The 24,669-nt window shown below is 62.5% G+C and carries 30 protein-coding genes and 5 pseudogenes; 12 read left to right on the top strand and 23 right to left on the bottom strand.

Annotation, left to right across the window (positions count from 1 at the left end):
* Window positions 1-542, bottom strand: a pseudogene (locus MKK75_RS11180) (phytanoyl-CoA dioxygenase); the annotation flags it as partial.
* 318 nt (window positions 543-860) lie between these two features.
* On the opposite strand from MKK75_RS11180, the pseudogene MKK75_RS11175 reads away from it, so the two are divergent.
* Window positions 861-1,193: pseudogene (locus MKK75_RS11175) on the top strand (transposase); the annotation flags it as partial.
* A 515-nt stretch (window positions 1,194-1,708) separates the two neighbouring features.
* On the opposite strand, the gene MKK75_RS11170 reads toward MKK75_RS11175, so the two are convergent.
* Window positions 1,709-2,050 (bottom strand): hypothetical protein, encoded by a 342-nt coding sequence (locus MKK75_RS11170; protein ID WP_244042650.1) that lies wholly within the window; start codon window positions 2,048-2,050, stop codon window positions 1,709-1,711.
* A 218-nt stretch (window positions 2,051-2,268) separates the two neighbouring features.
* Between MKK75_RS11170 and MKK75_RS36080 the strand changes: the two genes are divergently transcribed.
* Together MKK75_RS36080 and MKK75_RS36075 are read left to right on the top strand one after the other, a co-directional pair.
* Entirely contained in the window at window positions 2,269-2,637 is a 369-nt protein-coding gene (locus MKK75_RS36080; protein WP_313901853.1) for an SDR family NAD(P)-dependent oxidoreductase, read from the top strand.
* A 109-nt stretch (window positions 2,638-2,746) separates the two neighbouring features.
* Window positions 2,747-3,046: an SDR family oxidoreductase gene (locus MKK75_RS36075; protein ID WP_313901852.1), complete on the top strand. Its 300-nt coding sequence runs from the start codon at window positions 2,747-2,749 to the stop codon at window positions 3,044-3,046.
* 13 nt (window positions 3,047-3,059) lie between these two features.
* Here MKK75_RS36075 and MKK75_RS11160 read toward each other — a convergent pair whose 3' ends face one another.
* The 4 genes and pseudogenes from MKK75_RS11160 to MKK75_RS11145 all read right to left on the bottom strand — a co-directional run.
* On the bottom strand, window positions 3,060-3,959 hold the full coding sequence (locus MKK75_RS11160) for an alpha/beta fold hydrolase (protein ID WP_279593795.1): 900 nt from the start codon (window positions 3,957-3,959) through the stop codon (window positions 3,060-3,062).
* Window positions 3,960-4,859: 900 nt separating this feature from the next.
* Entirely contained in the window at window positions 4,860-5,684 is an 825-nt protein-coding gene (locus tag MKK75_RS11155) for a hypothetical protein (RefSeq protein ID WP_244042648.1), read from the bottom strand.
* Between the two features lie 633 nt (window positions 5,685-6,317).
* Window positions 6,318-6,859 (bottom strand): annotated as a pseudogene (locus MKK75_RS11150) (IS5/IS1182 family transposase); the annotation flags it as partial.
* A 34-nt stretch (window positions 6,860-6,893) separates the two neighbouring features.
* Window positions 6,894-7,246, bottom strand: a pseudogene (locus tag MKK75_RS11145) (transposase); the annotation flags it as partial.
* Between the two features lie 62 nt (window positions 7,247-7,308).
* Between MKK75_RS11145 and MKK75_RS11140 the strand changes: the two are divergent.
* Genes MKK75_RS11140 through MKK75_RS36345 form a run of 4 tightly spaced genes read left to right on the top strand, consistent with a single transcriptional unit; the run spans window position 7,309 to window position 10,009 of the window.
* Window positions 7,309-8,247 carry an IS1595 family transposase gene (locus tag MKK75_RS11140; protein ID WP_244042647.1) on the top strand — a complete coding sequence of 313 codons (939 nt, stop codon included), beginning with the start codon at window positions 7,309-7,311 and terminating at the stop codon, window positions 8,245-8,247.
* Window positions 8,238-9,398, top strand: coding sequence for an XRE family transcriptional regulator (locus MKK75_RS11135; protein ID WP_244042646.1), 1,161 nt, complete (start codon window positions 8,238-8,240; stop codon window positions 9,396-9,398). The genes MKK75_RS11140 and MKK75_RS11135 overlap by 10 nt, the downstream gene beginning before the upstream one ends.
* On the top strand, window positions 9,382-9,840 hold the full coding sequence (locus MKK75_RS36350; protein ID WP_409567551.1) for a DUF4411 family protein: 459 nt from the start codon (window positions 9,382-9,384) through the stop codon (window positions 9,838-9,840). Before MKK75_RS11135 ends, MKK75_RS36350 begins: the two co-directional genes overlap by 17 nt.
* On the top strand, window positions 9,830-10,009 hold the full coding sequence (locus MKK75_RS36345) for a hypothetical protein (RefSeq protein ID WP_409567550.1): 180 nt from the start codon (window positions 9,830-9,832) through the stop codon (window positions 10,007-10,009). Before MKK75_RS36350 ends, MKK75_RS36345 begins: the two co-directional genes overlap by 11 nt.
* Window positions 10,010-10,298: 289 nt before the next feature.
* Here MKK75_RS36345 and MKK75_RS11125 read toward each other — a convergent pair.
* From MKK75_RS11125 to MKK75_RS11080, 9 genes and pseudogenes are all read right to left on the bottom strand, one after another.
* A pseudogene (locus MKK75_RS11125) lies at window positions 10,299-11,051 on the bottom strand (IS630 family transposase); the annotation flags it as partial.
* 295 nt (window positions 11,052-11,346) lie between these two features.
* The gene (locus tag MKK75_RS11115) at window positions 11,347-12,507 is read right to left on the bottom strand and encodes a hypothetical protein (RefSeq protein ID WP_244042644.1); all 1,161 of its coding nucleotides are present in this window, start codon (window positions 12,505-12,507) and stop codon (window positions 11,347-11,349) included.
* Between the two features lie 97 nt (window positions 12,508-12,604).
* Entirely contained in the window at window positions 12,605-13,864 is a 1,260-nt protein-coding gene (locus tag MKK75_RS11110) for a tyrosine-type recombinase/integrase (RefSeq protein WP_244042643.1), read from the bottom strand.
* Window positions 13,861-14,133 (bottom strand): helix-turn-helix transcriptional regulator, encoded by a 273-nt coding sequence (locus MKK75_RS11105; RefSeq protein ID WP_244042642.1) that lies wholly within the window; start codon window positions 14,131-14,133, stop codon window positions 13,861-13,863. Before MKK75_RS11105 ends, MKK75_RS11110 begins: the two co-directional genes overlap by 4 nt.
* Window positions 14,134-14,137: 4 nt before the next feature.
* Complete coding sequence (locus MKK75_RS11100) at window positions 14,138-14,419, bottom strand: hypothetical protein (protein WP_244042641.1); 282 nt, start codon at window positions 14,417-14,419, stop codon at window positions 14,138-14,140.
* A 137-nt stretch (window positions 14,420-14,556) separates the two neighbouring features.
* Entirely contained in the window at window positions 14,557-15,852 is a 1,296-nt protein-coding gene (locus tag MKK75_RS11095) for an ATP-binding protein (protein ID WP_244042640.1), read from the bottom strand.
* Window positions 15,852-16,682: a toprim domain-containing protein gene (locus MKK75_RS11090; RefSeq protein ID WP_244042639.1), complete on the bottom strand. Its 831-nt coding sequence runs from the start codon at window positions 16,680-16,682 to the stop codon at window positions 15,852-15,854. Before MKK75_RS11090 ends, MKK75_RS11095 begins: the two co-directional genes overlap by 1 nt.
* 89 nt (window positions 16,683-16,771) lie before the next feature.
* Window positions 16,772-17,164, bottom strand: coding sequence for a hypothetical protein (locus MKK75_RS11085; protein WP_244042638.1), 393 nt, complete (start codon window positions 17,162-17,164; stop codon window positions 16,772-16,774).
* A gap of 359 nt (window positions 17,165-17,523) precedes the next feature.
* Entirely contained in the window at window positions 17,524-17,724 is a 201-nt protein-coding gene (locus MKK75_RS11080; RefSeq protein ID WP_244042637.1) for a helix-turn-helix transcriptional regulator, read from the bottom strand.
* Window positions 17,725-17,860: 136 nt separating this feature from the next.
* On the opposite strand from MKK75_RS11080, the gene MKK75_RS11075 reads away from it, so the two are divergent.
* Window positions 17,861-18,547 carry a hypothetical protein gene (locus MKK75_RS11075; RefSeq protein ID WP_244042636.1) on the top strand — a complete coding sequence of 229 codons (687 nt, stop codon included), beginning with the start codon at window positions 17,861-17,863 and terminating at the stop codon, window positions 18,545-18,547.
* A gap of 453 nt (window positions 18,548-19,000) precedes the next feature.
* Here MKK75_RS11075 and MKK75_RS11070 read toward each other — a convergent pair whose 3' ends face one another.
* The 3 genes from MKK75_RS11070 to MKK75_RS11060 form a co-directional block, all read right to left on the bottom strand.
* Entirely contained in the window at window positions 19,001-19,237 is a 237-nt protein-coding gene (locus tag MKK75_RS11070; protein WP_244042635.1) for a hypothetical protein, read from the bottom strand.
* 119 nt (window positions 19,238-19,356) lie between these two features.
* Window positions 19,357-19,779: a hypothetical protein gene (locus tag MKK75_RS11065; protein WP_244042634.1), complete on the bottom strand. Its 423-nt coding sequence runs from the start codon at window positions 19,777-19,779 to the stop codon at window positions 19,357-19,359.
* Between the two features lie 127 nt (window positions 19,780-19,906).
* Window positions 19,907-20,077, bottom strand: coding sequence for a hypothetical protein (locus tag MKK75_RS11060; RefSeq protein ID WP_244042633.1), 171 nt, complete (start codon window positions 20,075-20,077; stop codon window positions 19,907-19,909).
* 153 nt (window positions 20,078-20,230) lie between these two features.
* Here MKK75_RS11060 and MKK75_RS11055 point away from each other — a divergent pair, with 153 nt between their 5' ends.
* Together MKK75_RS11055 and MKK75_RS11050 are read left to right on the top strand one after the other, a co-directional pair.
* Entirely contained in the window at window positions 20,231-20,716 is a 486-nt protein-coding gene (locus MKK75_RS11055; RefSeq protein WP_244042632.1) for a hypothetical protein, read from the top strand.
* 24 nt (window positions 20,717-20,740) lie between these two features.
* Window positions 20,741-21,262, top strand: coding sequence for a hypothetical protein (locus tag MKK75_RS11050; protein ID WP_244042631.1), 522 nt, complete (start codon window positions 20,741-20,743; stop codon window positions 21,260-21,262).
* Between the two features lie 106 nt (window positions 21,263-21,368).
* Here the strand turns inward: MKK75_RS11050 and MKK75_RS11045 are convergent, their stop codons facing one another.
* From MKK75_RS11045 to MKK75_RS11025, 5 genes are all read right to left on the bottom strand, one after another.
* The gene (locus tag MKK75_RS11045) at window positions 21,369-21,686 is read right to left on the bottom strand and encodes a hypothetical protein (protein WP_244042630.1); all 318 of its coding nucleotides are present in this window, start codon (window positions 21,684-21,686) and stop codon (window positions 21,369-21,371) included.
* A gap of 488 nt (window positions 21,687-22,174) precedes the next feature.
* Window positions 22,175-22,447, bottom strand: coding sequence for a hypothetical protein (locus tag MKK75_RS11040; RefSeq protein ID WP_244042629.1), 273 nt, complete (start codon window positions 22,445-22,447; stop codon window positions 22,175-22,177).
* A gap of 86 nt (window positions 22,448-22,533) precedes the next feature.
* Window positions 22,534-22,866, bottom strand: a complete 333-nt coding sequence (locus MKK75_RS11035) for a hypothetical protein (RefSeq protein ID WP_244042628.1) — start codon at window positions 22,864-22,866, stop codon at window positions 22,534-22,536.
* Between the two features lie 73 nt (window positions 22,867-22,939).
* A complete protein-coding gene (locus tag MKK75_RS11030) occupies window positions 22,940-23,224 on the bottom strand; it encodes a hypothetical protein (protein WP_244042627.1) in 285 nt (94 codons plus the stop codon).
* Between the two features lie 94 nt (window positions 23,225-23,318).
* Window positions 23,319-23,615, bottom strand: coding sequence for a hypothetical protein (locus tag MKK75_RS11025; protein WP_244042626.1), 297 nt, complete (start codon window positions 23,613-23,615; stop codon window positions 23,319-23,321).
* Between the two features lie 97 nt (window positions 23,616-23,712).
* Between MKK75_RS11025 and MKK75_RS11020 the strand changes: the two genes are divergently transcribed.
* Together MKK75_RS11020 and MKK75_RS11015 are read left to right on the top strand one after the other, a co-directional pair.
* Window positions 23,713-24,000: a helix-turn-helix domain-containing protein gene (locus MKK75_RS11020; protein ID WP_244042625.1), complete on the top strand. Its 288-nt coding sequence runs from the start codon at window positions 23,713-23,715 to the stop codon at window positions 23,998-24,000.
* The gene (locus tag MKK75_RS11015) at window positions 23,963-24,640 is read left to right on the top strand and encodes a hypothetical protein (RefSeq protein WP_244042624.1); all 678 of its coding nucleotides are present in this window, start codon (window positions 23,963-23,965) and stop codon (window positions 24,638-24,640) included. Before MKK75_RS11020 ends, MKK75_RS11015 begins: the two co-directional genes overlap by 38 nt.
* Window positions 24,641-24,669: the final 29 nt, after the last annotated feature.

Genomic DNA, 24,669 nt, shown 5'->3' with positions numbered 1-24,669 from the left:
AAGTTGTCGTTTTGGAAGTTGGTCTGCGGGTCCGGCGGGGCGTCGCTGACGAGGGACAGGTTCGTCTGCACGGTCGGGATCGGCTCGCAGTTGAAGCTCGGCACACAGCGCAGCAGATTCTTCCAATCCAGCATCGCCAGGGGCTGGCGCATCGCCTGCATCCGCTTCAACGTCTCCGGGTCGAGGGGGCTGCGGCGGGGGACGGTGTCGCCCTGGACCTGCTCGCGGCCTTCGGCGGCCACGCTGGTGACCTCGGCATAGACCGCCTTGTGTAGTTCGGCCGGCATGAAGTCGGCGCGCCGGATGAATCCGTCGCGGGCGAAGTCAGTCCTGTCCTGGGCGCGGACCAGATGAGCGAGCTGATGGCGACGGAAGCCCGCCATGGCATGAGCAAAGCGCACCCGCACTGTGTGCAGACCAACTTTGTTCAAGCGTTCAGAGCCAAGAATTGGGTTGTCGACGAATGACTTAGAGCCAGTCGCCAGCTGGGCCAGCCATAGGGGTGTCATCAATGTGCCGCGAAACATCTGCGCGATTGACATAGGTGCTGCCCACGGCTCGCTGCGCCGACCCATGCATTGCCGGCACCATAAGTACAGCGTCGAAGCAGGGCGAAATCGCGACACGAGATACCGCGTAGCGCCTGTTGAAACCTCACGATTGCGTCATGAGCATAGGCCTCTACCTCATCGACGACCTGGAAGCAGACCTATCTAGGGCGCGCGGTGGGTCACGCAGGCCGTAAAACGCCGCGGCGTTCCCTAAGCTGCCCGACACTGTTGGCGAAGTGAGCGTGGCCAGCCTGAGGGGCGTTGAGAAGGTTTCCAGTCCGGAGGCCGCCCATGTCGCTCCGTTCACACCCATCCCGGACGTGCTGCACGTCGGCCCGCGGGCAAGGGCGGCAGCTAACGCTGCACCCGCGCGCCGAGCACGAGGCGCTCGTGGCGGCCCGGGCCCGGCAAGCCGGCGAGACGAGGCATCTCTATGCCCAGCGGCGCGGTGTCGAAGGCACGATCGTCCAGGGCGTGCGCGCGCTCGGACTGCGCCGCTGCCGTTACCGCGGCTTGGCCAGGACCAGCCTGCAGAGCCTCGCCACCGCGGCCGCCCTTAACCTCGATCGACTCGCCGCATGGCTCGCTCGGCGCCGCCTCGCGACAACCCGCACCTCTCGTTTTGCTGCCCTCGCCGCGTAGCCGCTGACTTCGTCAACAGTGTCCTGCCCTTATGCGAACAATTGGTCGCGGTCGCTGGTGTCCGCCTATTGGACCGGGTCAAAGCCGTCTGAATGACCGAAACGGGCGCATCACCGCCATAGCAACGGCCTAGGGTACGTCTGCTTTCCGGAACAGCACGGTCACGCGTGAACGACTAAGTTGGGTCGAGGCTGTGTCAAAACTCAAGGGCATTGCGAGCCCGGAGAAGAAATGCCTTTGCATCGTTCGTAAGCGATCCCCGAAGCGGCTGTCGGGGGGCAACACGAGTTTCGCTCGGCCGGTGTCACGCGCCTTCGGGGAAAAATTGGCGACAGCGACCGATGACATCCGAGTTTTGACACAGCCTCGGTGAATAGGAGGCCGTCCGCTTTCCAGTGGGCCTGCTCCGAAGCAGACAGGCTGCTTACGGCCACAAGCAGTCGACCGCCGCCACTCGAAAGTAGCGGTCGCCCCATCCTAATCGCGGCTGCCGAGCCGGCGGTCCCCAGCAGCCTTCAGAGATCATCGGAAGCACCGGCCGGCGCCCACGTCAGGGTCCCATCGTCCGTCTCGGTAACGTGTCCCGCGCTCGGCTCGCCGGGACAAAGCTGGGCGAGCTTGAGAACATCGGCGAGCATGACGGCGCAGGCGGCGATGCCCCCTCGCGTCTCCTCAGTAAGAGCTTGCTCGCGGAAGGTCTTGAGCTCCAGTTCCTTCAAGTCGAAAGCGGCGTCGGCCAACAGCACCGTAGCGCCCGCCAACGGCGAGTCGGCGCGCAAACCGAGGTCGTACCGTTCGACGATGTCCCAAACCCATTCGGCGAAATCGTCGGCGTCGAGAGGTGTGTTGTCGTTCATCGGCGTAGCTCCGTCGCGCACGACGCCGGTCGCCGTGCCTAACCCTTTACGCGAGCGATCGCAGGGTAAAGCGGCTGAGCGGCCTAACGAGATCGGCGGGCGCGTGGACCGTCGCGGCAGGTTCTCAAACCGCATCACCGCGGCGGAAGAGGCCGCGCAATTGCTGATCCGAACACGAACGCGATGTGAGAGGCCGGCGTCGCCGAAGGGACAGAACGATGGAACTGGACCTCAACGGTAAGGTCGTCCTCGTCACCGGCGGCTCGAAGGGCATCGGGCTGGCCTGTGCCCGCGCCTTCTGTGCCGAGGGCGCCAAGGTCGGGATCGTCTCCCGCTCGCAGGCCAACCTCGACCGAGCGCGCGAAGTGCTTGGCGAAGTCGCGGGGTACGCCGCTGACCTTGGCGATCCAACCCAGGCGCTTGCCGCCCTCGACGCGCTGGAGGCCGAACTCGGCCCAGTCGACGTGCTGGTCAACAGCGCTGGCGCCGCCCGCCGGACGCCGCCCGACGAGTTGACCCCGGAGCACTGGCGCGCCGCCTTCGACGCCAAGCTGTTCACATCGTCAACATGTTCAATCCGGCGGTGAAGCGCATGGCAGCCCGGGGCAGGGGTGTGATCGTCAATATCTTCGGAAATGGGGGCAAGGTGGCGGCGCCGACCCATCTCGCGGGCGGGGGGCGGCCAACGCGGCGCTGATGCTGGCCACGGCCGGTCTGGCGCAAGCCTACACCGGCCGCGGAGTACGGGTGGTCGGCGTCAACCCCGGGCTGACGCGCACCGACCGGGTTGCGGAGGGCATGCAGGCCGAGGCGAGACTGCTCGGCATCGGCATCCACGAGGCGCAGGTTCAGGCTGAGGCGGGCATCCCACTGGGGCGCATGGCCCAGCCGGAGGAGGTGGCAGCGACGGTGGTGTTCCTGGCCTCGGCGCGGGCCAGCTACGTGACTGGTGTGACGGTGACAATGGACGGTGCCAAGGTCGCAACCGTGGTCTGAGCTATAGTGCGGGCTAATGCTCCGAGAGGAATTCGAGAACGGCCTTGTTGAACGGTTCCGGGTTCTCGCGGTTCATGGCGTGCGCGGCGTTCGGTATCACGATAGGCGCCGGGGCGGCGGCGTTGCAGCGGTGAGCGGCGGCGAAGGCCTCGGCGTAGCGCATCGGGCTGCGCTCGCCGGTGAGCGTTAGAACCGGGACGTCGAACTTCGAGATGTCGGCGCAGGTGATGTTGCCGCGCTCGCCGCTGTCCACACCAGTGCCCATGTTGTCGAGCAGGATCTGCCGCTGGGCCGGCGAGCGTTTGGCCCAGGTCCCGGGTCCGCCCAAGCCATCCGTGAACTCCTGGGCTGCCTTCTCGACGTTGCCGTCAGCTAGATTGCGGCGCAGCTCAGCGACCAGCTCCTTGGTCTCAGTGGCCATTTTCCTGCTCTCGAGCGTGTCGGGCAGCAGGCTCTCCATGCCGCTCGCATCCTCCAAGACCAGGGTTCTGATCAGTTCGGGATGCTCCTTGGCGACCATCAGCACGACGGCGCCCCCACGCGAGTGCCCGAGCAGGTGCACCTTGTCCAGCCCGAGCTGTTTGATCAGGGCCGCGACGTCGGTTGCGTGCTGGCTGACGGAGAAGTCATCGCCCTTGCCGTCCCATTTTTCAGGGTAGTAGTGGCGCAGGCTCATCGTGATAACACGGTACTTTCTCGCAAATTCCGGCACCTGCGCGTACCAGATTCGGTAGTCGTTCAAGGACCCGTGTACGAGGACGAGGGGCTCGCCGGACCCGGTCTCCTGGTAGGTGATCGGGTACCCATTCACCTCGACCCGCTGGGTACCTTCCGGTGAAAGCCAGTCTGGTTGAGCTTGTACAGCAAACAGGACGCCAAGTGCTAGCGCCAGAACTGGCAGAGATCTCACCATCGCCTCCCTGATCTACCTTTTCCGGGAAGTCTGGCGCAAACAGCCATGCTTGTCACTAAATCGGCTATTGGCACCGCTCGCGTGAGGGTGCCGTCCTGCATGTGAGGGTTTATCAGGTGTGATTGAGGACTTTGCCGGCTTCGGCCTTGACGAGCCGTTCAAGGGGCATGCGCATCAAGGTGGTGCCGGCATGCCTCGAAGCTTGTTAGGGCTTCTGGTGGACAGGTGACACTCCACTGCTCTGCCAAGCTTTGAGCGTAGCGCAACCTCGCCGCGCTCAACGGTCGGTCCGCCCCGGATTATACTTCGATATTTTGTCGCCCCCTTGATGAGCGCCATAAGAGTAAAAGTTTCGCTCCTCAGACCAGTTGTTTCGCTTGCGGAGGCCAAGCTGCGTAATACCGCAGTGAGCGGCCAACCTTTATAGGCGGGCCGGTCCGGCAATCCTCGTGTCATAGCCCTCGCACCTACTGTCGTAGTGGCGTATGCTGTTGCCCAACAGGAGAGCAATTATGTCGGGCTCAAAACGTGAATTGGAACGCTTGGAAAGTTTGCGTGATTAGGCCACAAACGTTCTAAAACAGAATGAGGCGATTGTTTATTGCCCCAAATGCGGTGAGCTTGAGATCAACAATCTCGATGAGGACGGAGTTGAATACTTATATTCTCAGGTCACAAACGACTTTAAGCGCGGCAAAATCGATGGAACTCTACAAGAAATTCGTGACGCAATTCATAGTCCAATTGAGAACGTTGATTGAGAATGCCCCAACCGCGCGCGCAGCACTTTTGGTGAGTAGGACATGTAGCGCCTGATATTGAACCCAGATTTGCCATTCTAACCGATGATCCGGTTTAGCGCCGGCGGTGCATGAAGCGGGCGTCATAAATCTCACTAAATCATCTTTCCTTCATATAGCCTTGTTGCGCCTCCCAGCGATCAAACGCGGCCAGTGCCTGCGCATTGATTCCACGGAGAATTTGGCGACCATCACCAGCGGCAAACGCTAGTTGAGTAAGATCCCGCTCAGCGAAAACCACCGACATGTGAATCCAATCGCCGGGCCTGATCGGCCGGCTCCTCACCCTGAAGCGACCGCTGAAACTTTGAAAGATCTCCCCAGTTTCGCTGTCGAAGCACTCTTCCCTGCGAGCCCATACCCGGTATTCGGTGAGGGGCGCCTTGCAGACATAAAGGCTTCGGCCGAAGACATCCTCTTGCTTTAACGCACGGTAATGAGCAGCAGGCACACCCTCGACCACGGTGACGTAACGCCCGTTGATCTCATTGCAGCGGGCGGCCAGCTTAGCTTCAGTGATGCCCCATAGCAAAACGTGAGTGTGCCACGAGACATGCCGGCGCTCGAAAGGGTCGCGCAACCGCAGGTTTGAGAAATAGGCGGCCTCGACCATGCCCACATAGCTGGTACCGTGGAGAACCTGATGAACCCAGCCCTTGACGCGGGCGATGTCGAACGCTGCAGCCGCCTTCCGGGGGACCGTGTGCTCGCGGTTGACGAGGGTAACGAGGAAGATCGGTTCACCCGCAGTAAGCCGAGCAGCGAAGCGTTTGAGGTGTTCTGCGAACGCCCCCGCGTAGCGCACGCGCGCCCACATGTTGTTAGCGGGCAGGAAGAGGGCTTGCCGTTGTTCGAGGGTAGCCTGCGTCGCTCTATCGAGCGACGGCCGGCTCTTGTAGCCGAGGTGCAGGTAATCGCGGCGCACCCAATGAGCCTCCATATGGGCAGCAACGAACGTGTTCCAGGTAGTGAAAGCGCTCAGGTTGACACGGTCGACAGGGGGCTGGGGGGTGGTAGGGGCTGTTTTGCTGCCTTGGCGTCTGGTTGGGGGTGACGGTGGGGTAGTGGGTGCGGTGGGCGATGTCGGGGTGCGAACGGCGGGGTCAGGTTGTATTACAAGGCGAGCACCAGCATTTTCATCATTCTGAATATCGTTTCGCAACGAAACAACCCTGAAATTTTTTAATATATTATAGCGCTTTACAATATTATGCGGGAGATATAAAAAAATCATCGCTATGCTCCGTGTTTTTACGATATTAATTTATCCGCGCTCAGCCAAATAGCTTCAAAATCTTGATCAAAGGCCCGCGACTATATTTACCTGAGCTCTCATTATATTGATATGTCCCGTTGGCACGGAACAAGCGGCAGAGGTTTGGGAAGCCGCTCAAACTGGCGAGATCACTGAGGCTGAAGACCCCCGTACATGCGTCGAAAAGCTGACAACGTGGTATAAAGCCACGATGCCATCCAAACTTCCCGGTCAAATTAGCAACGCAAAACGGGAAGTATAGTTGGTGAGGAAAAGCCGTCCCGCCTAAGCTTGAATCAGAGCTCAGGCAATAGTGGTAAAGACGAGAAGAAAATTGGCGTGTCGCTTCTTGCGGATTGCAAAGTGGCGGAGCCGGGCCAGCCATGCTGGCCGGCGCTTCAAGATTCAGCGATAGCTGACGAGGTCCTCGCAGCTCTCGATGCCGCGGCGTGCAATGCGCGGTTTGATGCTGCGGGCGACGATGATCGTAGTTCCTGTCAGCGTGCAACTTGTCGGGTCTTCGCCAGGAGCAACCACGCTGGCCGGGGCACTCCCCCGGTATCGTGTCGAGCGTGGTCGCCAGCATACGGCTGTCATGGCAATTGGACACGCCCAGCCTCAGGCAGATAGTTCGACAGGCTCACTATTCGGGCGTGCCACTTCCGAACACGACGAGATAGCGCGTCAGGCCCGCCTTGCTCCACTCCGTCGGGTTCGGGCCCGTCGCTGCGCTCCCTTCTCAATGGCAGGTTCGCGATGTCGAAGGCCGCGCGTGCCCACTGGAGCGCATCTGCGTCCTGAAGCTGCTTGAAAATAGTGAGGTGGCAGGCCGCCCAGACGCCGGCCGTCAACTACGCGCCTCATACCAATCCTCATCGATCAGGACCCATGGGCCCATGGGCGCCATCCGATGGACATGATGCGCCAGGGCCGGTCGATGAGGGTGTTCCAGGCGTGGCATCAGTGATCGAGGATGTCGGCGTAGGAGTTGAAGATCCGATTGCCGAGCCAGTTGTCGCGCATGAACTGCTACAGGTTCTCGACGGGGTTCAGTTCGGGGGAGCGAGCCGGCAGTGGCAAAAGGGTGATGTTGTCGTGCACGACGAGTTTCTTGGTCGTGGGCCACCCGGCCTGATCGAGCAGCAGCACGGTTGCGCGCCGGGCGCGACGGCTCGGGCGATCTCGGCCAGATGCAGCCCCATCGCCTCGGTGGTGCAGCGGGGCATAACCAAGGCGATTATGCCTTTGACAAACACAAACGGCTGAGATAGGTTGTCGGACAGAGGGTTAGGCCATGTCCGTCCTGTCTCAGCCGCACTTTCACGATGAGGTTGCCGCCGTCGCGCGGCTAGAGGCTATCGTGTGGCCGAATGGCCCCGTCTGCCCCCACTGCGGCAACGCCGATCCCAAGCGCGTCTACTCCATCAAGGGCAAGACGGCTCGCCCCGGCCTGCGCACCTGTGCCGAGTGCCGGAAGCAATTCACGGTCAAAGTCGGCACCGTGTTTGAGGACAGCAAGGTTCCGCTGCACAAGTGGTTTCAGGCCGCCCACCTTCTTGCGTCCAGCAAGAAGGGATTTAGCGCCCACCAGCTTCATTGCGTCCTAGAGGTCACGTATCGAACGGCTTGGTTCATGATGCACCGCCTGCGTGAGGCGATGCGTGAGGGCTCCCTTGCCCCAATGGGCGGCGTTGATGGCATGCCCGGCGCCTCTGGCACCGTCGAGGCTGACGAGACCTTCATCGGCCGTGAGCCCGGCGCCCCGAAGAAGCGCGCGTATCACCACAAAATGAAGGTGCTGTCCCTTCTCGACCGTGAGTCCGGTCAGGTCCGTTCCGTCGTGGTTGACGACATCAAGCCCGAGACGATCCGGCCGATTATTGAAGCCAACATCGTCAAGGAAGCGAGCCTCTACACCGACGAGTCCAGCATCTACACGAAGGTCGGCGCCACCTTTGCCGACCACCAGATGACCGCTCACGGCGCCAAGGAGTACGTCCGTGGCATCGTCCACACGAACACAATCGAGGGCTACTTCTCCGTGTTCAAGCGCGGCATGAAGGGCGTCTACCAGCACTGCGGGAAGCAGCACCTGCACCGCTACCTCGCCGAGTTCGATTTCCGATACAACCACCGGATTGCGTTAGGTATTCATGATCCTGAGCGGACAGAAAGGGCGCTCCGTGGTATCGTCGGGAAGCGCTTAACCTACCGGGACTCACTATGGCGGTGATTGCCGTCAAGCCCGCATTGATCGTCTGGGCACGGGAGCATCGGGGTCTCACGCGTAGTGAGGCCGCGGTGAAGCTTTCTATTCCGGAGCCGGATCTTTTGGCGCTTGAACAGGGCAAGAAACCGCTCAACCTGACCCAATTCAAAAAAATATCTGACCGGCTTCGCGTTCCGCGGGCGACTTTGTTGCGACAAACGCCGCCTAATATTCCGCCTATGCCGACTGATTTCCGCACGATTGATGGGCGCCGCCCTCGCATCGATTTCGATACACGTATAGCGATCAGCTACGCACAGACTATCAACGCCAATATATTGGAATTGGTTGAGGCAGGCGCGGCGCCGCCGACGCCTGTGCTAGCTCGCGTCAGCCTGACAGAGAACGCAAGCGAGGCAGGCGAGCGTGAGCGCGAGCGGCTCGGCATTTCTCCGGCCACCCAATTTGCGTGGCCGTTCAAAGATGCCGCCAACAACTGGCGTAGCGTTATCGAAAATCTCGGCGTATTCGTTCTTCTACAGAAGTTCGATCTAGAGGATTGTCGCGGATTTACAACGTATGAGAACCCAAATTCTCCGATCATCGTTCTCAACAAGAACGAGCCTCACGAGCCTGCAAGGATTTTCACTTTAGTACATGAATACTGTCACTTGCTCCTCCGGCAGCCTGGGTTATCCGATCATAACGATCGCAACCCAGTCGAGGCATTCTGCAATAGGTTCGCGGCAGGATTTCTTATGCCCCGAGCGGCCCTTCGGGCGGCCCTTCCGACTTGGCCCAACCAGCCTATAGAGTGGGAATTTGAAGACATCCGCAATTGGGCTAGGAGGTTCAAGGTAAGTCAGCAGGCATTCGCATTGCGGTTGGAGGAACTAAACTTAGCCCCCGCCGGATACTACGCTCGCTTTGTCGCGTCCCAACAAGAGATAACTTTGAGGGAGCAGTCCGGAGGCGATCACGTAGCCACTCAAATGAGCGAGATGGGCGCCCGCTACCTGCAAACAGTGATGAGCGCGACCGACGCTGGTCAGATTGGGCAGGTTGAAGCAACAGATATGTTGCAACTTTCTCCGCAGCATTTTGACCGCGTTCGGGAGCAAGTAGCGAGACGGTTTAGTCGCATAGGCGCGATCCCTAGTGTCGTATCTCATTGATACCGACGCAATTGTTCACGCCAGCCTTCGGCCAGATGCCGAGACCATCCTCTGTGGTATAGAGCATCAAATTGACTGCGATAAACTTAAAACTGTCGAGCAAGTGTTGGATGAATTAAGGAGATGGCCGGACCTTAGGTCAAGATTAGTCCGAAGGAAATCAAAGTTCGTTATTAAAAACCAATATGGCCCGGGGATCGCTGCAATTGCCGGCTCGATATCGGACGACTTTGAGTTTTTGTTCGACATGAGCGGCTCTCGCAATCCGGATCCGGCGGACCCTTGGCTCATTGCAGCCGCGAAGCATCATGGGTGGTGTGTCATCACAGATGAAAGGCAAGCCAGTACAAAGAAAATTCCCTACGTTTGTCGGCAGCAAAGCTTATTGGTTCGCTGCATCGACGGGCCGTCTTTCTTTGCGGAGGTTGGAATTGTCACGTAAGAAAGTCGAACCGGAAGAACAGTACGCTCGTTTTATCGAAGCCGCCAAAAAAGCGGGTGCGGATGGCGAGAGTTCCGCTGCCGATGCATTGATGGGACGATTGGCAAAGACGAAGCCTGCCCCGAAAACTAAACGCCGCCCACCAAGCGGCGAGCGGCGTTCGGATTGAGCCCGGCGTCCTGACCGCTAGACCAAGCCCCGTCATGGTCGGGGCTACGGGGATCGAACCCGCGTCTCCGGGTAGCTCTCGCCCGACACACTTTGTCGGGAAACTCGGTGAGGAACGCAGGATCAGTTGCGGGCTGGCAGCCGGCCATCTTCTTGTGACGGAAGCATGGGTGCCGGAGCGCTTAAAAGAGCCCCCGCGCTTTTTGCTCTGAGTGTTCCTCAGGCAGTCAACTCAAGCGAGCCAATCCAGTTCCGGCCGACTTCGTTGTGTTTGTCAAAGGCATAATCGCCATAACCAAGCCCGCCCCTTTGTCGAGGGTGGGGCAGATCGCGCCGAAGATATAGGCCGAGGCTGTGCGCTGGTCCTTGGGTGCCGTGGGGCGCGTGCCGCGTTTGGCCCAGTGCCGGGTGATCGTGTTCCTCTGGCCGACCCGAGCCTCGTCGGCGAACCAGACTTCTGTCGACTTGCCTCCGACGGCCTGCGCGTTCTCCGCCAAGCGGGCGGGGAAGCTTTTTTAAAATCCGGGATGGCGTCCGGGTCCTAGGCGTGGTGGCGCGGACGGGCCGAGAGCTTCCGATAGCCCATGCTCCGCAGCACCCGGCTCAGCGTCTGTTCGGACACCGAGACGCCGTGATCCTCAAACAGGATCTAGGCGAGATCGATCAGCCGCCAGCGCACCACCCCGTGGGCGGCTGGCATTGGCCCCTGCTCGACCAGCGCGCGCAGCGCCTCGCGCTGCGCGGCGTTCAGGCGCGGACGCGCAACCGGGTGCCTTGCCGCCGATCAGCCCGTCCGGACCGGACGCATTGAACGCCATGACCCAGTCCCACACCGTCTGAAGCCCGATTCCGCCGAACGCGGCGGCTTCCGTACGCGAGCCACCCGCATAGATCGCAGACAAAGCCAGCTGGCGACGGGTCTGAGCGGGATCGCATGCGCCCTTGGCCAGGATGCGCAAGGCTTCGGCGTCGAAGTCCGAGCGCAGCGGCACCGGAGCGGCCATGCCATCCTCCTCCGGCTCCAAACCCAAGGACAGAATCACCAACGGTCCGCCGCCGCTACCCCTCGTGAGTCCCACTCAACGAGGGTTGGTATAAATGCCGCCAGAGTGTCTTGACACTGCGTCCTCGTCAGAAGCTGCGGGTGCTTCCGCAACATGCCGGTGTGCAGCACGATAATGATGCCCGCCAGCGCCGCCCGATCTGAGGCAGGCGGCGGCCCAGTCTTTGACTTCTGAGGATCGGGCGGCAGAAGCAATACAACCACCGCCCGCAGGCCATCGAGAACACTAGCGTTTGTGGTCTCCTAATACGCTAACCGCGTCTATGTGCCAGTTTTTAGACCTCAAACAGAAGATTACGAAGCGCGACAATATCGGAACATAAAGATACCGTCAGAGCAAAAGCATCTTTCTGTTGAGTAGAATCAAGATTTTTCTTTGAAATTTTTTCTCCAACTAACATTGCTTTCAGCAGTATATCACCCAAATTGCTGTCAATAACTTCCCCGTCAATAGTTTCGTCAAGATCGTCGCTGATTGATTGGCCCTCGGTTAAAAGCTTATTTTGATCTTGAGTTCCGTCGGAACTACCAGAATTTGATTTAAGAAAATTGGTCCCATCAACTAATTTCTTATTATGCTCTAAATTGGGTTCATTATTCGGGAGCTCCGCCGGTAAATCAGGTTGGTTGCTCGAATTTGGATTGATCCAAACACCCCCAAGTGAATTTACGGAACTTCGACCCGACTGATCATCATCGGCAAGCGTGGCATTGTCCTGCCGTATTGCGGCCTTCTCCTTTAACAAATCGGCTACGATCTCATCGATATCTAACGATGCCGTGATTTGGGAAGGTCGATCTGCTAAATCTCGCGCATTGGAAGCGGTTTTCCACTTACCTGCAGCTTTATAAAGCAGCGTCGGGCCATGTGACAAAAGACGATGCCTCACCTCTTCATAAGTCAAATTCGAATCGAAATAGGGCTGCAGTGCCTCTGCATATCGTGTCGCACGGTCGCGAGTTACTAGTCCACTTTGATGAAATATGTATATAAACAGGTAATGAAGGAGAGAGTTTTCAACTTTAGCGGGATCAAATCCCGATTTGCGTCGATTATCGATCACCTCTTCCGTAAGAAATTTAATTTGATTCGGCCTTCCTATAAATTTCCTTGCGATGTAAAATCCTACGCACAAATATTCACGCAACCGGCGCTGATGGCCCGCGTTGAGATCTCGGCAAGCTAGGTGGCAGATCTGTGCCGCCATCATTGGCGTTTCTTCAGTTGCTGCCATAATTCGTAGTGGATGTAAAAACGATCCATTTACGACTGATTGCGACCCATACCTTTTTTCAAGCACTTCTGAGCGAAATTTTTCTAAGAGGGTCAGGTCCTGCGGATCGCCGCCAATCGCTACTTCTTCGAACTTGGGCGTTGAGCCTTTGGATTTGTAAACTCTATCGAGTCGAGGGTTAGTCATGGCTGTGCCTACCATCGCTGGCGAGATCGCCGAAGGTCGAGATTCGGTGAGTCGCAACGATCTATCAAGTAGCTTGCGCTTGTTGTCTGCATACAGGACTGATATACACGGCTTAATCGGATTGCTCGTAAGTGCTTGATATCAATGCACATGATAAAACGGGTGGCACAGTCCTTTCCTGGGCACCAATCGCTGAAATCGACGCTGATTTCATTGCGGTTTTCCCACTGTAAGTCCCACCGGCTCGTTGAGCTTCTAAAAGTGGGACACTACCTGAGCCCGAACAATCCAGGTCGATCAGGTGCATGGCACCGCCGGCGAGCCGCTTCTGCTCCGCTTTACGGGTGTAGTGCTCTGCCATCTTGGACGTCCTCCAACCAAACATCGCCATCAACTGCCGCTCGGTCGCGCCGTTCTCGGCCGCGAGGGTCGCGCCGGCCTTTCGAAGCCCGTGCGCCGAGCAGTGGGGCAGCGCAGCTTCCCGGCACCGATCCTTGAACCAGTTGCCGAATCCGTTCGACGTGAACGGTTGGCCGCGCTCGGTCACGAGGAACGTTAGGTTCTGATTCGGGCACGCCTCGATCGCCGCGCGCAAGATCGGCAGCATCGGCACCTCCAGCGTCATCGGCTTGGAGTTCCGGCCCTTGTGTTGCGTGTACCGGAGCCAGGCACCCTGCAGGTGCTGGCGACCGAACACGACAGCGTCGGACCGACGGCCGCCGGCGAACAATAGCAGGCACAGCGCGAGGTAGGCGCGACTGCCCGGCGGATGGCGTGCGATGTAGCGCAGCACCTCGTCGACGCTCCAGGTGTGGAAGCCCTCCGACGCGGTGGCGATGTAGGCCACGTCCCGCGCAGGGTTGTGCTGGACCAGGGCCACCTCCGGGTGGATCGCCCATTTGAATACGGCCCGGATCGCCTTGACCGTGTTGTTGGCTCCGTCCGGCACGTCGGCCTTACGGTCGCGCAGGATCCGAATCGCGGCTGGCGTCAGGCGGGCGAGGGGGAAGTCGGCGAACACAGTCTTGGCCCCGGGCTTCGTCGGCTCCTCGTAGGTGGCCTCGAGGAGCGCGCGGCGCCGCCGCTGGGTGACGGGGTCGAGACCCTTGAACTTGGTCGAGGCGAGGTACTGCTGGCACAGCCATCTCCAGCTGTCGGCCTGCGTCGCATGCCGATCGCGAGGTTTATCCTCGGGCGTGCCATCGAGTGCGGCCCGGTACGCCTCCATGAACAGCTCGGTCCACGGGAGGCCCTGGATCCGGACCTTCGGCCAGCCCTTACGGCGCAGGTAGACCCGCACATTCCCGTGCCGGTCCACGTCCTCGACGCAGTAGCGGGGAAGACGCCCCGGCATGTCGACCTCGATGCTCATACAGCGAGATCCCCCCAGGCGTCGGGCACCTTCGAAGCGGTCTCGTGGTCGCCGTCATCGGGCAACGCCAAGAACGCGGCGTCAAGACGGAGCCGATCCCAGACCGTGCGGGCGTTGATCCGCTTCGGCGGCGGCATGCGGCCATCCTTGACCATGATGTCGAACAACGAGGCCGAGACGCCGACGTAGGCGGCCGATTCAGTGCGCGACAGCCCGCGAGGCGGCAGCGAGACCGGCAGCACGTCGGCATGGTGGCGCTCGCGAGACATGGCGCTATCGGCCTCCCGCGGTGAGCGTGGGATCGGACCGGGCGAGCGCGGCGTAGGCGGCCCAGATCTGGCGGCGATCGTTGGCGGCCATCGCATTCAACGCGCGGTTCGCAGACTCCAGGGACGCCGGGTCGGTCTCGGACCGGGCGAGGAGGCGGCAGGGTTCGACCGCGCACGGACCTGCCAGCAGTCGAGCGGTCGCCCGGAGACCGCGAAGGCAGGCGCGGCGTTCGGCCTCGTCCAGATCCTTCCGGAATGGGCCCCAGCGATCGGCAGTGGGGATCATCGGGCGTCCCCTCGTGGACAAACCGGACAAAGCGGACAAAATCCGGAATATCCGACCCGTCCGAGTGGACCGGACATTTTGGACGGACAGGACACGAACACTAGAGAGTGTCCTGTCCGTCCGGGCCACGAACCGCATCACGGGACATTGGCGATGATCCAGTAGTGGTCGAATCCGCTCATCTCGCAGCACCCGATCAGCCCACTCTCGGTGGCCACCAGCACCGCTCGATCAAAGGCCTTCCGCTTGGCGTCGGACCTTTTGGCGTCGGTGTCGGATGCAGCCGCAGGGTAGCGGGCGACGAATTCAGCGCGGACCATCGCGGCCTCAGCGGCGACCTGCTCGGCCCCCTCGCTTCCGAACGGCCGAATGCGCTTGCCGCGGCTGGCGACCGTCGCCTCCAGGGCCGTGCGGAAGAGCTGCAGCTTCTTCGGCCATGGATTGCGAGCGGGCGGCGCTGGTGCGTTCCCGTGCTCCCGGTCCTGCCAGTTCACGACACAGGTCGTGACCGGCTCGCGATTGGAGGACTCGCCGATCTGCACCACGTCGAGGGTGTAGGGCGTCTCCATCCCGATCCGGCCACCGCGGAGCTTCCGGACGGCCATGCGGGTGTTGCTGACGTTGCCGGCCTCATCCCGGTTGGCGAGGAAGGCCAACACCGTGTCGGCGGCGCCCTCTTTGGCCGAGCTGCCTCGGGTGCCGGTCTCGCTTGTCTTGCCGAAGTGGTCGACGCCCATAACGAAGGCACCGGTCTCGCGGCTGAGCGCCTGCATGGCGTCCATCACCTTCTGGGTTTCGGCGGCACTGTTCTCGTCGTTGAATCCGGCTCCGGCAGCGATCGTGTCGATGATGATGAGGACGAGCGGCAGGTCGAATTCCTGGCGCAGACGGTCTCGAACTTCATTGCCGACGGTCAGCAGCGTCGCGAGGGCACTCCGCTCGACGAGACGAGGGCATTCTTCGATCCAGGCGAAGGGCAGGCGGTCGAGCGACGTCGGCTGGCCCGTCATCGCCCTCGCCTGTGTGAGCTTGCCTTCGATCAGGCCGCGCAGGCGGATCGGGATCTCGAAGGCGCCCTCCGGCGCGATGAAGAGGACGCCGCCCTGACGCTCCGTGCGGCGGTTGGCAAACTTGGTCAGCGTCATTACCGAAGCCGACAGGTCGAGCGCACCGAAAGTCTTGCCCGCCCCCCACTGTCCAGAAATCAGGCCCTTGCCGGTTTCCGGGACGAGATCCCGCACGAGCCATGGGCGATCAGCGTGAGGGTCAGCATCGCCGTGCCAGAGGATTTCAGGGATCTTCGGCGCTGAAGCGGTGGGTTGCCCTTCGAAAGGAGGAAACCGCCCGTCGTCGGGTTCGGCGTCCTGCTGTGCGCGTCGGAACGGGTGGACGATTGCCGAAGCATCGAGGTCGGGCTGCTTGGGCGCGTCCATCAGCGGTTCGCCTCCCGGATCGCATCATTTAGGTCCGAGCCGTGGCGGGGACGGCAGATCCGCACCTCGCGCCCAACCTCGGTCCAGCGGTTGCCGACTTCCTCAACGGCCTTCTCGCTGGCGGGTCCGGTCTCGGCGCAGATCGTCAGGGCCTCGATGCCGGACAGGACCGGGAAGGCCGCTATCCCGCCGACGCTGCCCATGGCCCACATCGGCACGAGGCCGAGCGCCATGCCGGCAAGCGCGGATTCGACGCCTTCGGCCAGGGCGAGGCCCATCGTTACCTCGGCGTCGGGGGTAAGCTTGATCGCCGCGCCATTGGCCCGGCCGAGCATCTTCCGGCCGACCTTCCGGCCGGTAACAGGGTCGAGGCGGGTGCGATGCAGGCCCACGACATCGTTCGTGATGATGTCCCGGTAGGCGCAGAGCATCATTGGGACGCGCTCGCCCTCCCACGGGCCTCCCGGGTGAAACCGGATCGCGTGCCCGCAGACGCCTTCAGGAAGGATGAGACCGCGCTCTTTGTTGAGGTACGGATCCTCTACGAGGGTCCCGCGCGGGTCGGCCCGCGCCTCATGCCAGATCCGCACGACGCGTTCGGCCTTGATCCGGGCTTCGGCCTCGCGGGCGACTCGCTGCTGCTCCTGGGCCCGTTCCTGACGGGCGAGCTCGCGCGAGTTCGGCTCTTGCCGACGCTCACGCTCCTCCCACCGGGGAAGGCCACACTGTGCGTCGATGAAGTCGCGCAGGGACAACGGATCGTCGCCCGCGAACGACGTGACGGTGTAGCCGTTGCGCTTGTCGGCTGCGGGCAGGATCCGAGCCGACATGTCGCCAGCGCCGTGCCCTGGGGCGCGGAACGAGACGCCGTCACTGATGACGCGCCCTCCCGGCAGGCAAGAGGCCGCATGGTGCAAGTTCAGCACGCGCGCCGGTCCTCCCATACGAGGCGGTCGGTGAGGGCGGCGAGGCAGTCGCCCTGGCGGAACGTGAGGTTGCCGTGCTGACGGGCGATGCCGTCGAGGAACCCGCGCTCCCGCGGCGTCAAGCGCCACGAGCGGCTCTGGCAGAAAGCGACCCGGGCGCGGTGCTGCTGTTCCTGCCGCGACGTGTAGGCCCGGCGCAACCGGTACGCATGGAACTCTGGGACGGTGGCGGCCGGGGTGCGGACGGGCGTCTTAGGTGTAAAAGTTTTTACGCCCTGAGCGATCGAAGGTGCAGGAATCGCGGCGGCGAGGTCGGTGAACCCAAGCCCTGCGCCGTCGAGGACGCGCCCGATCGCCCGCGCGGCGCCGAGGGCTTCACCATCCATCGGTGAGCCGAGGACGGGGATGAGCCGTTGAACCTTCGTGTGGATCGAGCGCGTCCGAGTCATGCCTTAGCGCCCCAAGTCTCGGGGACAGCGTAGGCCAGTGTCGCGACAGCAGCGGCGACGGAGGGACTGAAATCGAACTGAGACCGCAGTCGAGCAGTCTGGATTTCGATAGGATCGGGTGCTAAATCCGAGGTGTCGAAAGCGCCAGCAACGACATTCCCCGGAGCCCCCGAGCGCTTGCCCGCGCCGGGGGTTCCTTCGTTCCGAGACATGAGGCAATTGACCTCGTGGTGAGCGCGTCGGCCGCATCGACGCGGGAATGAGCGGCCCGCGGGGCTCGCCCGCGGATGGTGGAGTCAGGCGGCGACAGCGCCCAGCTTCTCGGCAATCCAAGTGGTCGGGACGCGGTACTTGCGAGGTCCGAACTTCACGCACGGGATCGTCTCGTCCCGAATGCCCCGCCGGACAGTTTTCTCGCTGAAGCCGATCGCTGCCGCGGTCTGCTTCACGTCGGCTGTCGTCTTGAGCAGCAGGCGCTTCAACTCATCCTGATTCATCACGGGCCTCCGACGCGGTAGAGCGGCGGACTTTCATGCACGCGCTACAGAAACGGAAACTAAGGGAAGTCGAGGCCCAGGTCTAGCCTTTCCTGCACTTTTCTTGTAACGGTATGTGGACACGATGGGGCCACGAATGACCGACGATGCCGACGCCACTCCCAAGAAGCGCATGGGCCGCCCGCCGAAGCCGGCTTCGGAAGTCAAGCGGCATGGCGTTGCTTTCCGGGTCAACGACCGGCTGCGGGAACAAATCCACAAGAGCGCTGAAGAAAATCAGCGGTCGGTAGCCGAGGAGGTGGAATATCGCCTCCAACTTTCGGCTGCGATTATTCCGTTGGTCGAGGAAATGTCCTCCGACAAGATTACGAAGGAGCTGTTTCGGACGATTTCCAAGACTTTGAAGAACGTTCGAATCATTGCGAAGCGCGCCAACCTCAATGAAATTGATACACGAGTGGCTTTGAAGCGAGCTTTCGACCATATCAGCGACATCTATTTTTGGACCGGTGGAGAAATCGCTTCGCCGCCCACAGATTACGCCGGAAGCATGGACCGGCATCCCCGAAAAAAACACGAGATGTCGCCGGCCTCGATTGGCTTCTCGGCGGCGTCCGAGATCATGATCTCAAATTCGATCTGGGACGAGTGCGTAGCAATAGACGACTTCAACGAAGCCATTGTCGACTACTGGTCCGGCGATGGCAAAACGTCCTTGAACGTGCAGCCTGTTTCGGCGCCGGAGCCTTCGGGGCGGTCCCTCGAAGAGATCTTGGCCGAAATAAACCCTCGCGACCGCAAGCCCAGCGCAGAAGGGGCGTAAAACGCCGTCACGCTCCAAATACAATAGGGTCACGATAGGACCCCTTCGTGTTCTACTCAGTTGCTGATCGAGCGATGGAGTAGACGAACATGCGCCCGGCCCGGTTCCCCACCTTAATCAAGCTGAAGTGCGAGCCAGAGCTGCAAGACGCTATCGAGGCCGCGGCCGAGCGCGACCATACGACAGTCTCTGAATTCCTGCGTCGCGAGCTACGAGCCATTGTGCGCGCAGCCTGATCGCGACCTGCCCCCGCCAGCCGGCCCCGCCGCCGCAATGCGGGTTGCCGCGTGATGAGCGGCCCCGGCGACCTGCCCGAGGGATTCGTGGTCGACGAGGCGCCCGCCTCGGCCAGCGAGAGCGAGGACCTGAACGTCAACGCGCTGCTGCGCGAGGTGGAGGCGATCCCTGAGCTGCAGTCGATGCACGAGAAGGTGGCTGCAAAGCATCGGAGCCTCACGCCTGGCAGCAGCGCCACCCGACCGCGGCGAAGGCCAGGAACGCCGGCTGCGGATTCGCGGGCTTGTAGAGAGCACTGGCGACGAGCGCAGAGACGGCGAGGAACACGACAACGGCGACGCCCCTCACCATGCGCCCCGCATTGGTCCAGCCGATCACACCCCGCGGCGGCGGCTCCTGCGGGTCATAGGTTTGGCCGCGATGGTCGGGCATCACATGAAGATGGCCCCTCATCTCGTGTTCGACAAACCGTCCGGCTTCAGGCGCTCAGCGCATGGCTCGACCGCCTTCACCACCCGCGCTGATTCTTGTGCGGTCTGATCGGTTGAGGTCGCCCGCTGCGGGCGTAGCCGCTACTTCCTGCGTCGACCGCTCCTGCTCTTCCGCTCGATCCGTTGGCGCTCGTGCACCTCTGCGGGAATGGCTGGGAAGGTCATGGACTCCGCACGCATATCTTCGAAGGTCGGCCGGGTCGTCGATGCGTTGGCACGCGAACCGTTCTCAGGATCTCCAGGCCGATCGGCGGCACGGATCAGGCGCGTCGTCGGCTCGAACGGCTCGCGGCACTCGCCGGTGACGTAGCCGGGCAGGTGCCTCACGCGTCGATGACGGCGACGCTCGGCAGCCTCGGCAGCCTCGGCAGCGGCGGTATCTGCCTGGGCCCTGCGGTCCCGTCGGGCCTGCACGGACATCCCTTCGGCGACGAGGCGTAGGTTGAATTGGCGCCGCAACAGGTGCGCGCGGGCCTCCCGGCCCTGGTCGGGGATCTTGGGCAATTCATGGTCCTCGGCAATCGGATCAGCGCCCCTCGAAATGCATGGGGGCGCGGTCACCGACCGTGATGCCAGCCCAGGTCGCGCCGGGTCAATATTCTTCTGCCAGCGGGCCGGCCGTGTCGGCCGCCTACGGCATCTCGGCCTTCAAATCCCGGATCTTGGCGGCTGATCGGGTGCGCTCGTCGGCGACGCGCTGCTGCAACCGCTGCTGGCGGCCGCGGCGCTTTTCCGCCTGGGCCGGCGTCAGCGGCTTGATCGGCTTAATGATCCCGGCCTCAAGTATCTCGCGCAGCGTCATACAATTATTTAGCCGCTGCCCGTGGTGCGGCAGACCGCCGCGGCGTGAAATTAAAATGGACGCTGGGCGTCGCGACTCGGTAAGCAGAACCCACGTGCCGTTGCGGCGCGGATCACCTCATATTTTAAAACTATCCATTTTCAGGCAGCGATTATGAACGAACTTAATCTTGATATTTCCAAGATGTGGGCGGATGTGCGAGCGAACCTACCGCGCGCCACTTATTTTGTCCTGCAGGCTTACACGGAATTTGGGGATCACGACCTTCTGGCCTCGATCGAGGACGCAGAGGATGAAGGTGGGTTCGCGATCCATGTCGGGCTGCCTGACCGACCGGATCACCGCTATGCGATCCTTCTCAGGAGCTTTGAGGCTGGCGTGGTCGCGCTCGCCGCCTTCCGCTCAACACACCCCCACGCTGGCCTGTGGCTGTCAACGCAGGAATTGCTGGCCGAAATCCAGGGCGCCGACCTGTGGCGCGGCGTCGTCGAGGCCCGGGCAAGCTGCGATCCGACCGATACCGACTGCGACTGGAACCTGCTCGCGGCCGCCGTCGCCACCAAGGCCGTCACCGGCGCGCCGATCACCGTACACCCGTCCGCCCATCCGGTGATCGCCGGTCTCGCGGCGCGGCTCTGAACCTCGATGATCGGAGCCACAGCCATGATGACGACCCTCGACAATGCCACCGTCGCTGAGATGCGGCAGAGCGCCCCCGACTTGTTCGCTCAAGTCGACGCCTTGCGCGCGGCAGGCAAACCGATCGCCCGTGTCGTTCTCGACGAGGACACCGGCGAGGTCTTTCTGAGTGAAGGACCGGACCAGCCTTACGTGAAGGCGAACGGGATAATCCGGGAGATGATGACCGGCATCCCTTGCCCTCACCCGGGCCGGCTCAACCCCTTGGCGTCCAAACGCGCTCTGGGGGATCCAGGCCGCAAGGCGCGCCACGACGCGAAAGCCCGATCGATGCTCGTCGATCTCGTCGAGTACTACGCGCCGAAGCTGGCCCGTGACCCACGGGCGGGCAAGGTCTTCGACATCATCGTTGCCAGCATTGAGCGGAACCGCTCCGTCCTCACCGGTCTGCTGAACAACTACGCGCGATGGGAGGTGATCGTCGAGAACACCATAGACCTGCTAGAAGGGATGCAGGCCGCTGGGCCGGTTCAGGCAGAGGACTGATCAGGCCCTGCGTAGGGCGCGGAAATCCTCAGGGCGACCCGCACATGCGCGACCTGCGGTGGCTCCGAGCCGCCGGCTGCGGCCTGACAATGACGGGTGGGGCCAGCTAGGGCCGCCCCCGCTCCGCAACCACCGCTTTGAGCGCGGCTACGACGGACCGGTCGTTGTCCTTCTGGACGATCGTCACCTTGATCCGATGGGGTGGCGGCCCATGCTGGCAGGTGTGGGCGATCTCGCCGGATGTCAGGTCCGTGCACCGAATGTAGCCCATCAGCATCGGACGCGGGGAAGCGACTCCCACGCCGCCACTGGTGCTGCCGTAATGCAGCCCGTCCAGGCACCGGAACGGCACGGTGCCCTGCTTCCAGTCGTTCCAGTGCCGGCGAACGGTGATGGGGGTTTCTGGATCCAGCATCACGGTCATGGCCTCCGCATTGTGTCTCGTACCTGGGCAACCTCTGGCAGTTCAGGCGTCCTGAGAAGGGCGCTCATCGCCTCGTGCGTTTCCATCCAGCGGTGCGCCGTGGCGAGCAGCGCCGGGCCGGCGGCGTCGAGGCCGTCACGTTCTACGCGGCGGTGATCTGCCTCAAGCCGCCGGTTGAGTCGGCACACCCGTAGCAGCAGGACCAGAAATCGAGCCGTATCGGGCCAGGATAGGCGCTCCACGGCCGCGGCGTGCCGGGAATGGTTTGCGAGTAGGGTCGGCATCAGGACCGCCGCGCGCGAGCAATGAGCACACTGCCAGCCACCGCCGACATGTCGATGGAAGTAGAGCCCGCCAACGCCACTACGTTGCCCCTGCCGCCCCACCGCAGCGGTTCGATGTCGATAGCCGTCGGATCGGCATTCAGGTCGGCCGCTGCCGCTGACGGGGTCTCTACCCGGGCCTCAGGTATCGCGATCTCGGGCGACTCACCCCCCGTCCCGGTCGCTGCCCCGCATCCACACCACCTGCGATCCGGTAGCGTTCTCCGGCGCGGCCAGCGTGGGTTCGGCGTCTCCGCCGTCCTCGTGATCGGCATCGCCATCCATGCGGTCGAGCACGGCGATGATGCGGTCCGCCGCGTCGAGGGCGATCTGCGCTGCCTCCTCCAGGCTGGCGCGGAGCGTGGCCCCGGCCAACGGCTCCAGGTTCTCGGAAGCCGCCGGTTTCGAACGCGGGGTGAAGGTGAGCACGTCGCCCATAGTGTTGTCTCGGGATGTGACGGGGTGCCCGGCTGGACCCGGCCGGAGCGGTACGCAGGGCTACGGAAGCAGGAGAGGGGCGCTTGTCAGCGCCCTTCAAACTCGGCCTGAGCGTGGGCCATCAGCGCGCCGGCCAATGCCGCGATCTCATCCGGATCGCCGTTCTCAATGGTCGGACCCGCGAGGACCGTCAGACGAGTTTCGCGCTCGTCCGGTGTCTTCGGCTGGCGCCGCTGCGCCGCCTTGCGGGCTTCATCCGCCACGTCGGCCAGCGCGTCGCCGAGCCACTGCATCAGCTTGCCGGCGGCGTTGTGCTGCTCGCCTGACTCTCGGGTGTGGCACCGCCCCGTCCAGGCCGTGGCGTAGGCCACATCTCCCACGACGTTCGCGATATCCCGGAGCGACCGCAGATCCTCCATCGAGCTGGAAGCGAAGTCGATCTGAGAGACGAGGCCGGTGCCGGTCGGCCGGCCCGCTCGGTTGCGGGTCGGGTCAGAGCAGCGAGGCGAGGCCGGTGAGCACAATGCCGCCGCCGATGATGGCGATGGCGGCCAGCAGTTCGCCGGCAATGTCCATGACCCGCAGGGCGCGTACCGTTGCGGTGTCGGGACGGTATGGCTCGACGGCCTGCCAGGGCTCGATCTCGCCCGGGATCGGCTCGTTCGGCAGGTTGAGGTAGCGGGCGTCGGCGGGAGTCCGGCGACGAGCGGAACGAGCTGCGGTCGTGCTGCGGACCGGAACGGGCTGGCTGAAATCGGGGATGCGGGCGTGCGTCATCGTTCGCGCTCCTAATGGGGCTCGTGGCGGTGGGTCGGGGGTGAAGGGGGGTGGGTCCCTATTCGGCGCCGATCAGCGTGGCGCGGTCAGGGGATCAGTGGGCGGCCATGTGGCGGGCCATCTTCGCGGCGCGCCACGCGGCGGTGAGGCAGACCGACATGGCCTCGCCCCAGGTGCCGCCGAACCGCTCCTGATGGGCGCGAGCGGCGGATGAGGCGGCCGACATGATGGCGCCGCGGTCGAACTGGCCGGCCTTGAACAGCGGCCGGCGGGTGGTGCGGACGGTGAGGTCGATGCGGGCCTTGGCCGAGAGCAGGCCGGCGGGGATCGCGGGGCAGCTGTCGCGGCCGGCGCGGTCGATGTGGGTCCAGGAGACGGTGCGGTACGGCATCGGTACACCACTTGCGGCGGCTTCGTTACACCTATAGTTAGGGGAAGCCTCCTAGGGCGTCAAGCCATATGTGTAATTAATCAGCTATAGGTGCAATATGGTGGTGACCGGGGAGCAACTTCGCGGTGCTCGGGCGATGGCGCGGATTGAACAGTCCGAGCTAGCGCAGAAGGCTGGGGTATCGGTCGATACGATCAAGCGCCTCGAAAGAACGGTTGGCCCGATCTCCGCGAACGTGAACACGATGGCGTCAATCGTTCAGGTGCTGGAAGCCGCCGGCCTGGAATTCATCCCTGAGAATGTCGGCGGCGAGGGTATCCGGTTCCGCAAGCGAAGGGACGGGACACGTGGCGGCCATCACCAGTTCGATGATGCCCAGCCCTAAAGGACGCCGCCTTCTCACCTGCTACCACGAGGGCGGTCATGCCCTGTCGCGCTGGTACTTCGGGTTTCACACCGAGCGGGTCTTCGTTCAGACGATCGAGGATCTTAGCGCCGGCAAGTGGAAGCAGGATGGTCGGGGCCGCCGCACGTATGCTGAGGGCTGTGTCGTCGGGCATGACATCTGCGAGATCCAGCCCATGCCGACCATGAGGGCGCACGGCAGTGCGGTCGTGCGGGATCATGCCCTACGGCGCGCCGCCGCCCTGATCCATGATTTCGCGGGTGCCTGCGCCGAGGCGCACTTCCGAGAGATCCCGATCGACGACTGCCTTGAGGGCGGTGGCGAGGGCGATACGCAGCACATGAACCTACTTCTAGACGCCTGGGGCTTTCACGGCGGCAATCGCTGGGCCCTCTTGGATGCGGCCCGAGACCAGGCAGAAGCGCTCGTCCAGTCGCCGATGGGCTCGACAGCGATCAAGGCCATTGCCGACAAGCTGATGGAGCGCGGTCATCTCTCCGGCGATCAGGTCGCCGCCCTGTGTCGGAAAGCCTACGGCGGACGGGAAAGCCGGTACGGAGCATGGATCAATCACGGACCGCCGACGCTGGAGCAGATCCGCGTCGGCTTCATCCCCTAGTCACACTTGGCCTTGGCTGAAGGCCAGCG

It is taken from the genome of Methylobacterium sp. J-030 (assembly GCF_022829545.1).
In the GTDB taxonomy this organism is placed as follows: Bacteria; Pseudomonadota; Alphaproteobacteria; order Rhizobiales; family Beijerinckiaceae; genus Methylobacterium.
The sequence above is the reverse complement of the archived record's forward strand: the minus strand, read 5'-3'. Positions and strand labels throughout refer to the sequence as shown.

What these genes read in the sequence shown, in the direction of transcription:
- MKK75_RS11140 (WP_244042647.1), top strand. Translation starts at nt 7,309, where the DNA reads ATGTCCGTCCTGTCTCAGCCGCACTTTCACGATGAGGTTGCCGCCGTC.
- MKK75_RS11110 (WP_244042643.1), bottom strand. Translation starts at nt 13,864, where the DNA reads ATGAGCATCGAGGTCGACATGCCGGGGCGTCTTCCCCGCTACTGCGTC.
- MKK75_RS11170 (WP_244042650.1), bottom strand. Translation starts at nt 2,050, where the DNA reads ATGAACGACAACACACCTCTCGACGCCGACGATTTCGCCGAATGGGTT.
- MKK75_RS11070 (WP_244042635.1), bottom strand. Translation starts at nt 19,237, where the DNA reads ATGAGGGGCCATCTTCATGTGATGCCCGACCATCGCGGCCAAACCTAT.
- MKK75_RS11050 (WP_244042631.1), top strand. Translation starts at nt 20,741, where the DNA reads ATGATGACGACCCTCGACAATGCCACCGTCGCTGAGATGCGGCAGAGC.
- MKK75_RS11030 (WP_244042627.1), bottom strand. Translation starts at nt 23,224, where the DNA reads ATGACGCACGCCCGCATCCCCGATTTCAGCCAGCCCGTTCCGGTCCGC.
- MKK75_RS11025 (WP_244042626.1), bottom strand. Translation starts at nt 23,615, where the DNA reads ATGCCGTACCGCACCGTCTCCTGGACCCACATCGACCGCGCCGGCCGC.
- MKK75_RS36080 (WP_313901853.1), top strand. Translation starts at nt 2,269, where the DNA reads ATGGAACTGGACCTCAACGGTAAGGTCGTCCTCGTCACCGGCGGCTCG.
- MKK75_RS11085 (WP_244042638.1), bottom strand. Translation starts at nt 17,164, where the DNA reads ATGGATGGTGAAGCCCTCGGCGCCGCGCGGGCGATCGGGCGCGTCCTC.
- MKK75_RS11040 (WP_244042629.1), bottom strand. Translation starts at nt 22,447, where the DNA reads ATGGGCGACGTGCTCACCTTCACCCCGCGTTCGAAACCGGCGGCTTCC.
- MKK75_RS36075 (WP_313901852.1), top strand. Translation starts at nt 2,747, where the DNA reads ATGCTGGCCACGGCCGGTCTGGCGCAAGCCTACACCGGCCGCGGAGTA.
- MKK75_RS11095 (WP_244042640.1), bottom strand. Translation starts at nt 15,852, where the DNA reads ATGGACGCGCCCAAGCAGCCCGACCTCGATGCTTCGGCAATCGTCCAC.
- MKK75_RS11160 (WP_279593795.1), bottom strand. Translation starts at nt 3,959, where the DNA reads ATGGTGAGATCTCTGCCAGTTCTGGCGCTAGCACTTGGCGTCCTGTTT.
- MKK75_RS11100 (WP_244042641.1), bottom strand. Translation starts at nt 14,419, where the DNA reads ATGATCCCCACTGCCGATCGCTGGGGCCCATTCCGGAAGGATCTGGAC.
- MKK75_RS11045 (WP_244042630.1), bottom strand. Translation starts at nt 21,686, where the DNA reads ATGACCGTGATGCTGGATCCAGAAACCCCCATCACCGTTCGCCGGCAC.
- MKK75_RS11135 (WP_244042646.1), top strand. Translation starts at nt 8,238, where the DNA reads ATGGCGGTGATTGCCGTCAAGCCCGCATTGATCGTCTGGGCACGGGAG.
- MKK75_RS11060 (WP_244042633.1), bottom strand. Translation starts at nt 20,077, where the DNA reads ATGACGCTGCGCGAGATACTTGAGGCCGGGATCATTAAGCCGATCAAG.
- MKK75_RS11035 (WP_244042628.1), bottom strand. Translation starts at nt 22,866, where the DNA reads ATGGAGGATCTGCGGTCGCTCCGGGATATCGCGAACGTCGTGGGAGAT.
- MKK75_RS11080 (WP_244042637.1), bottom strand. Translation starts at nt 17,724, where the DNA reads ATGAATCAGGATGAGTTGAAGCGCCTGCTGCTCAAGACGACAGCCGAC.
- MKK75_RS11090 (WP_244042639.1), bottom strand. Translation starts at nt 16,682, where the DNA reads ATGTCGGCTCGGATCCTGCCCGCAGCCGACAAGCGCAACGGCTACACC.
- MKK75_RS11105 (WP_244042642.1), bottom strand. Translation starts at nt 14,133, where the DNA reads ATGTCTCGCGAGCGCCACCATGCCGACGTGCTGCCGGTCTCGCTGCCG.
- MKK75_RS11075 (WP_244042636.1), top strand. Translation starts at nt 17,861, where the DNA reads ATGACCGACGATGCCGACGCCACTCCCAAGAAGCGCATGGGCCGCCCG.
- MKK75_RS11115 (WP_244042644.1), bottom strand. Translation starts at nt 12,507, where the DNA reads ATGGTAGGCACAGCCATGACTAACCCTCGACTCGATAGAGTTTACAAA.
- MKK75_RS11055 (WP_244042632.1), top strand. Translation starts at nt 20,231, where the DNA reads ATGAACGAACTTAATCTTGATATTTCCAAGATGTGGGCGGATGTGCGA.
- MKK75_RS11020 (WP_244042625.1), top strand. Translation starts at nt 23,713, where the DNA reads ATGGTGGTGACCGGGGAGCAACTTCGCGGTGCTCGGGCGATGGCGCGG.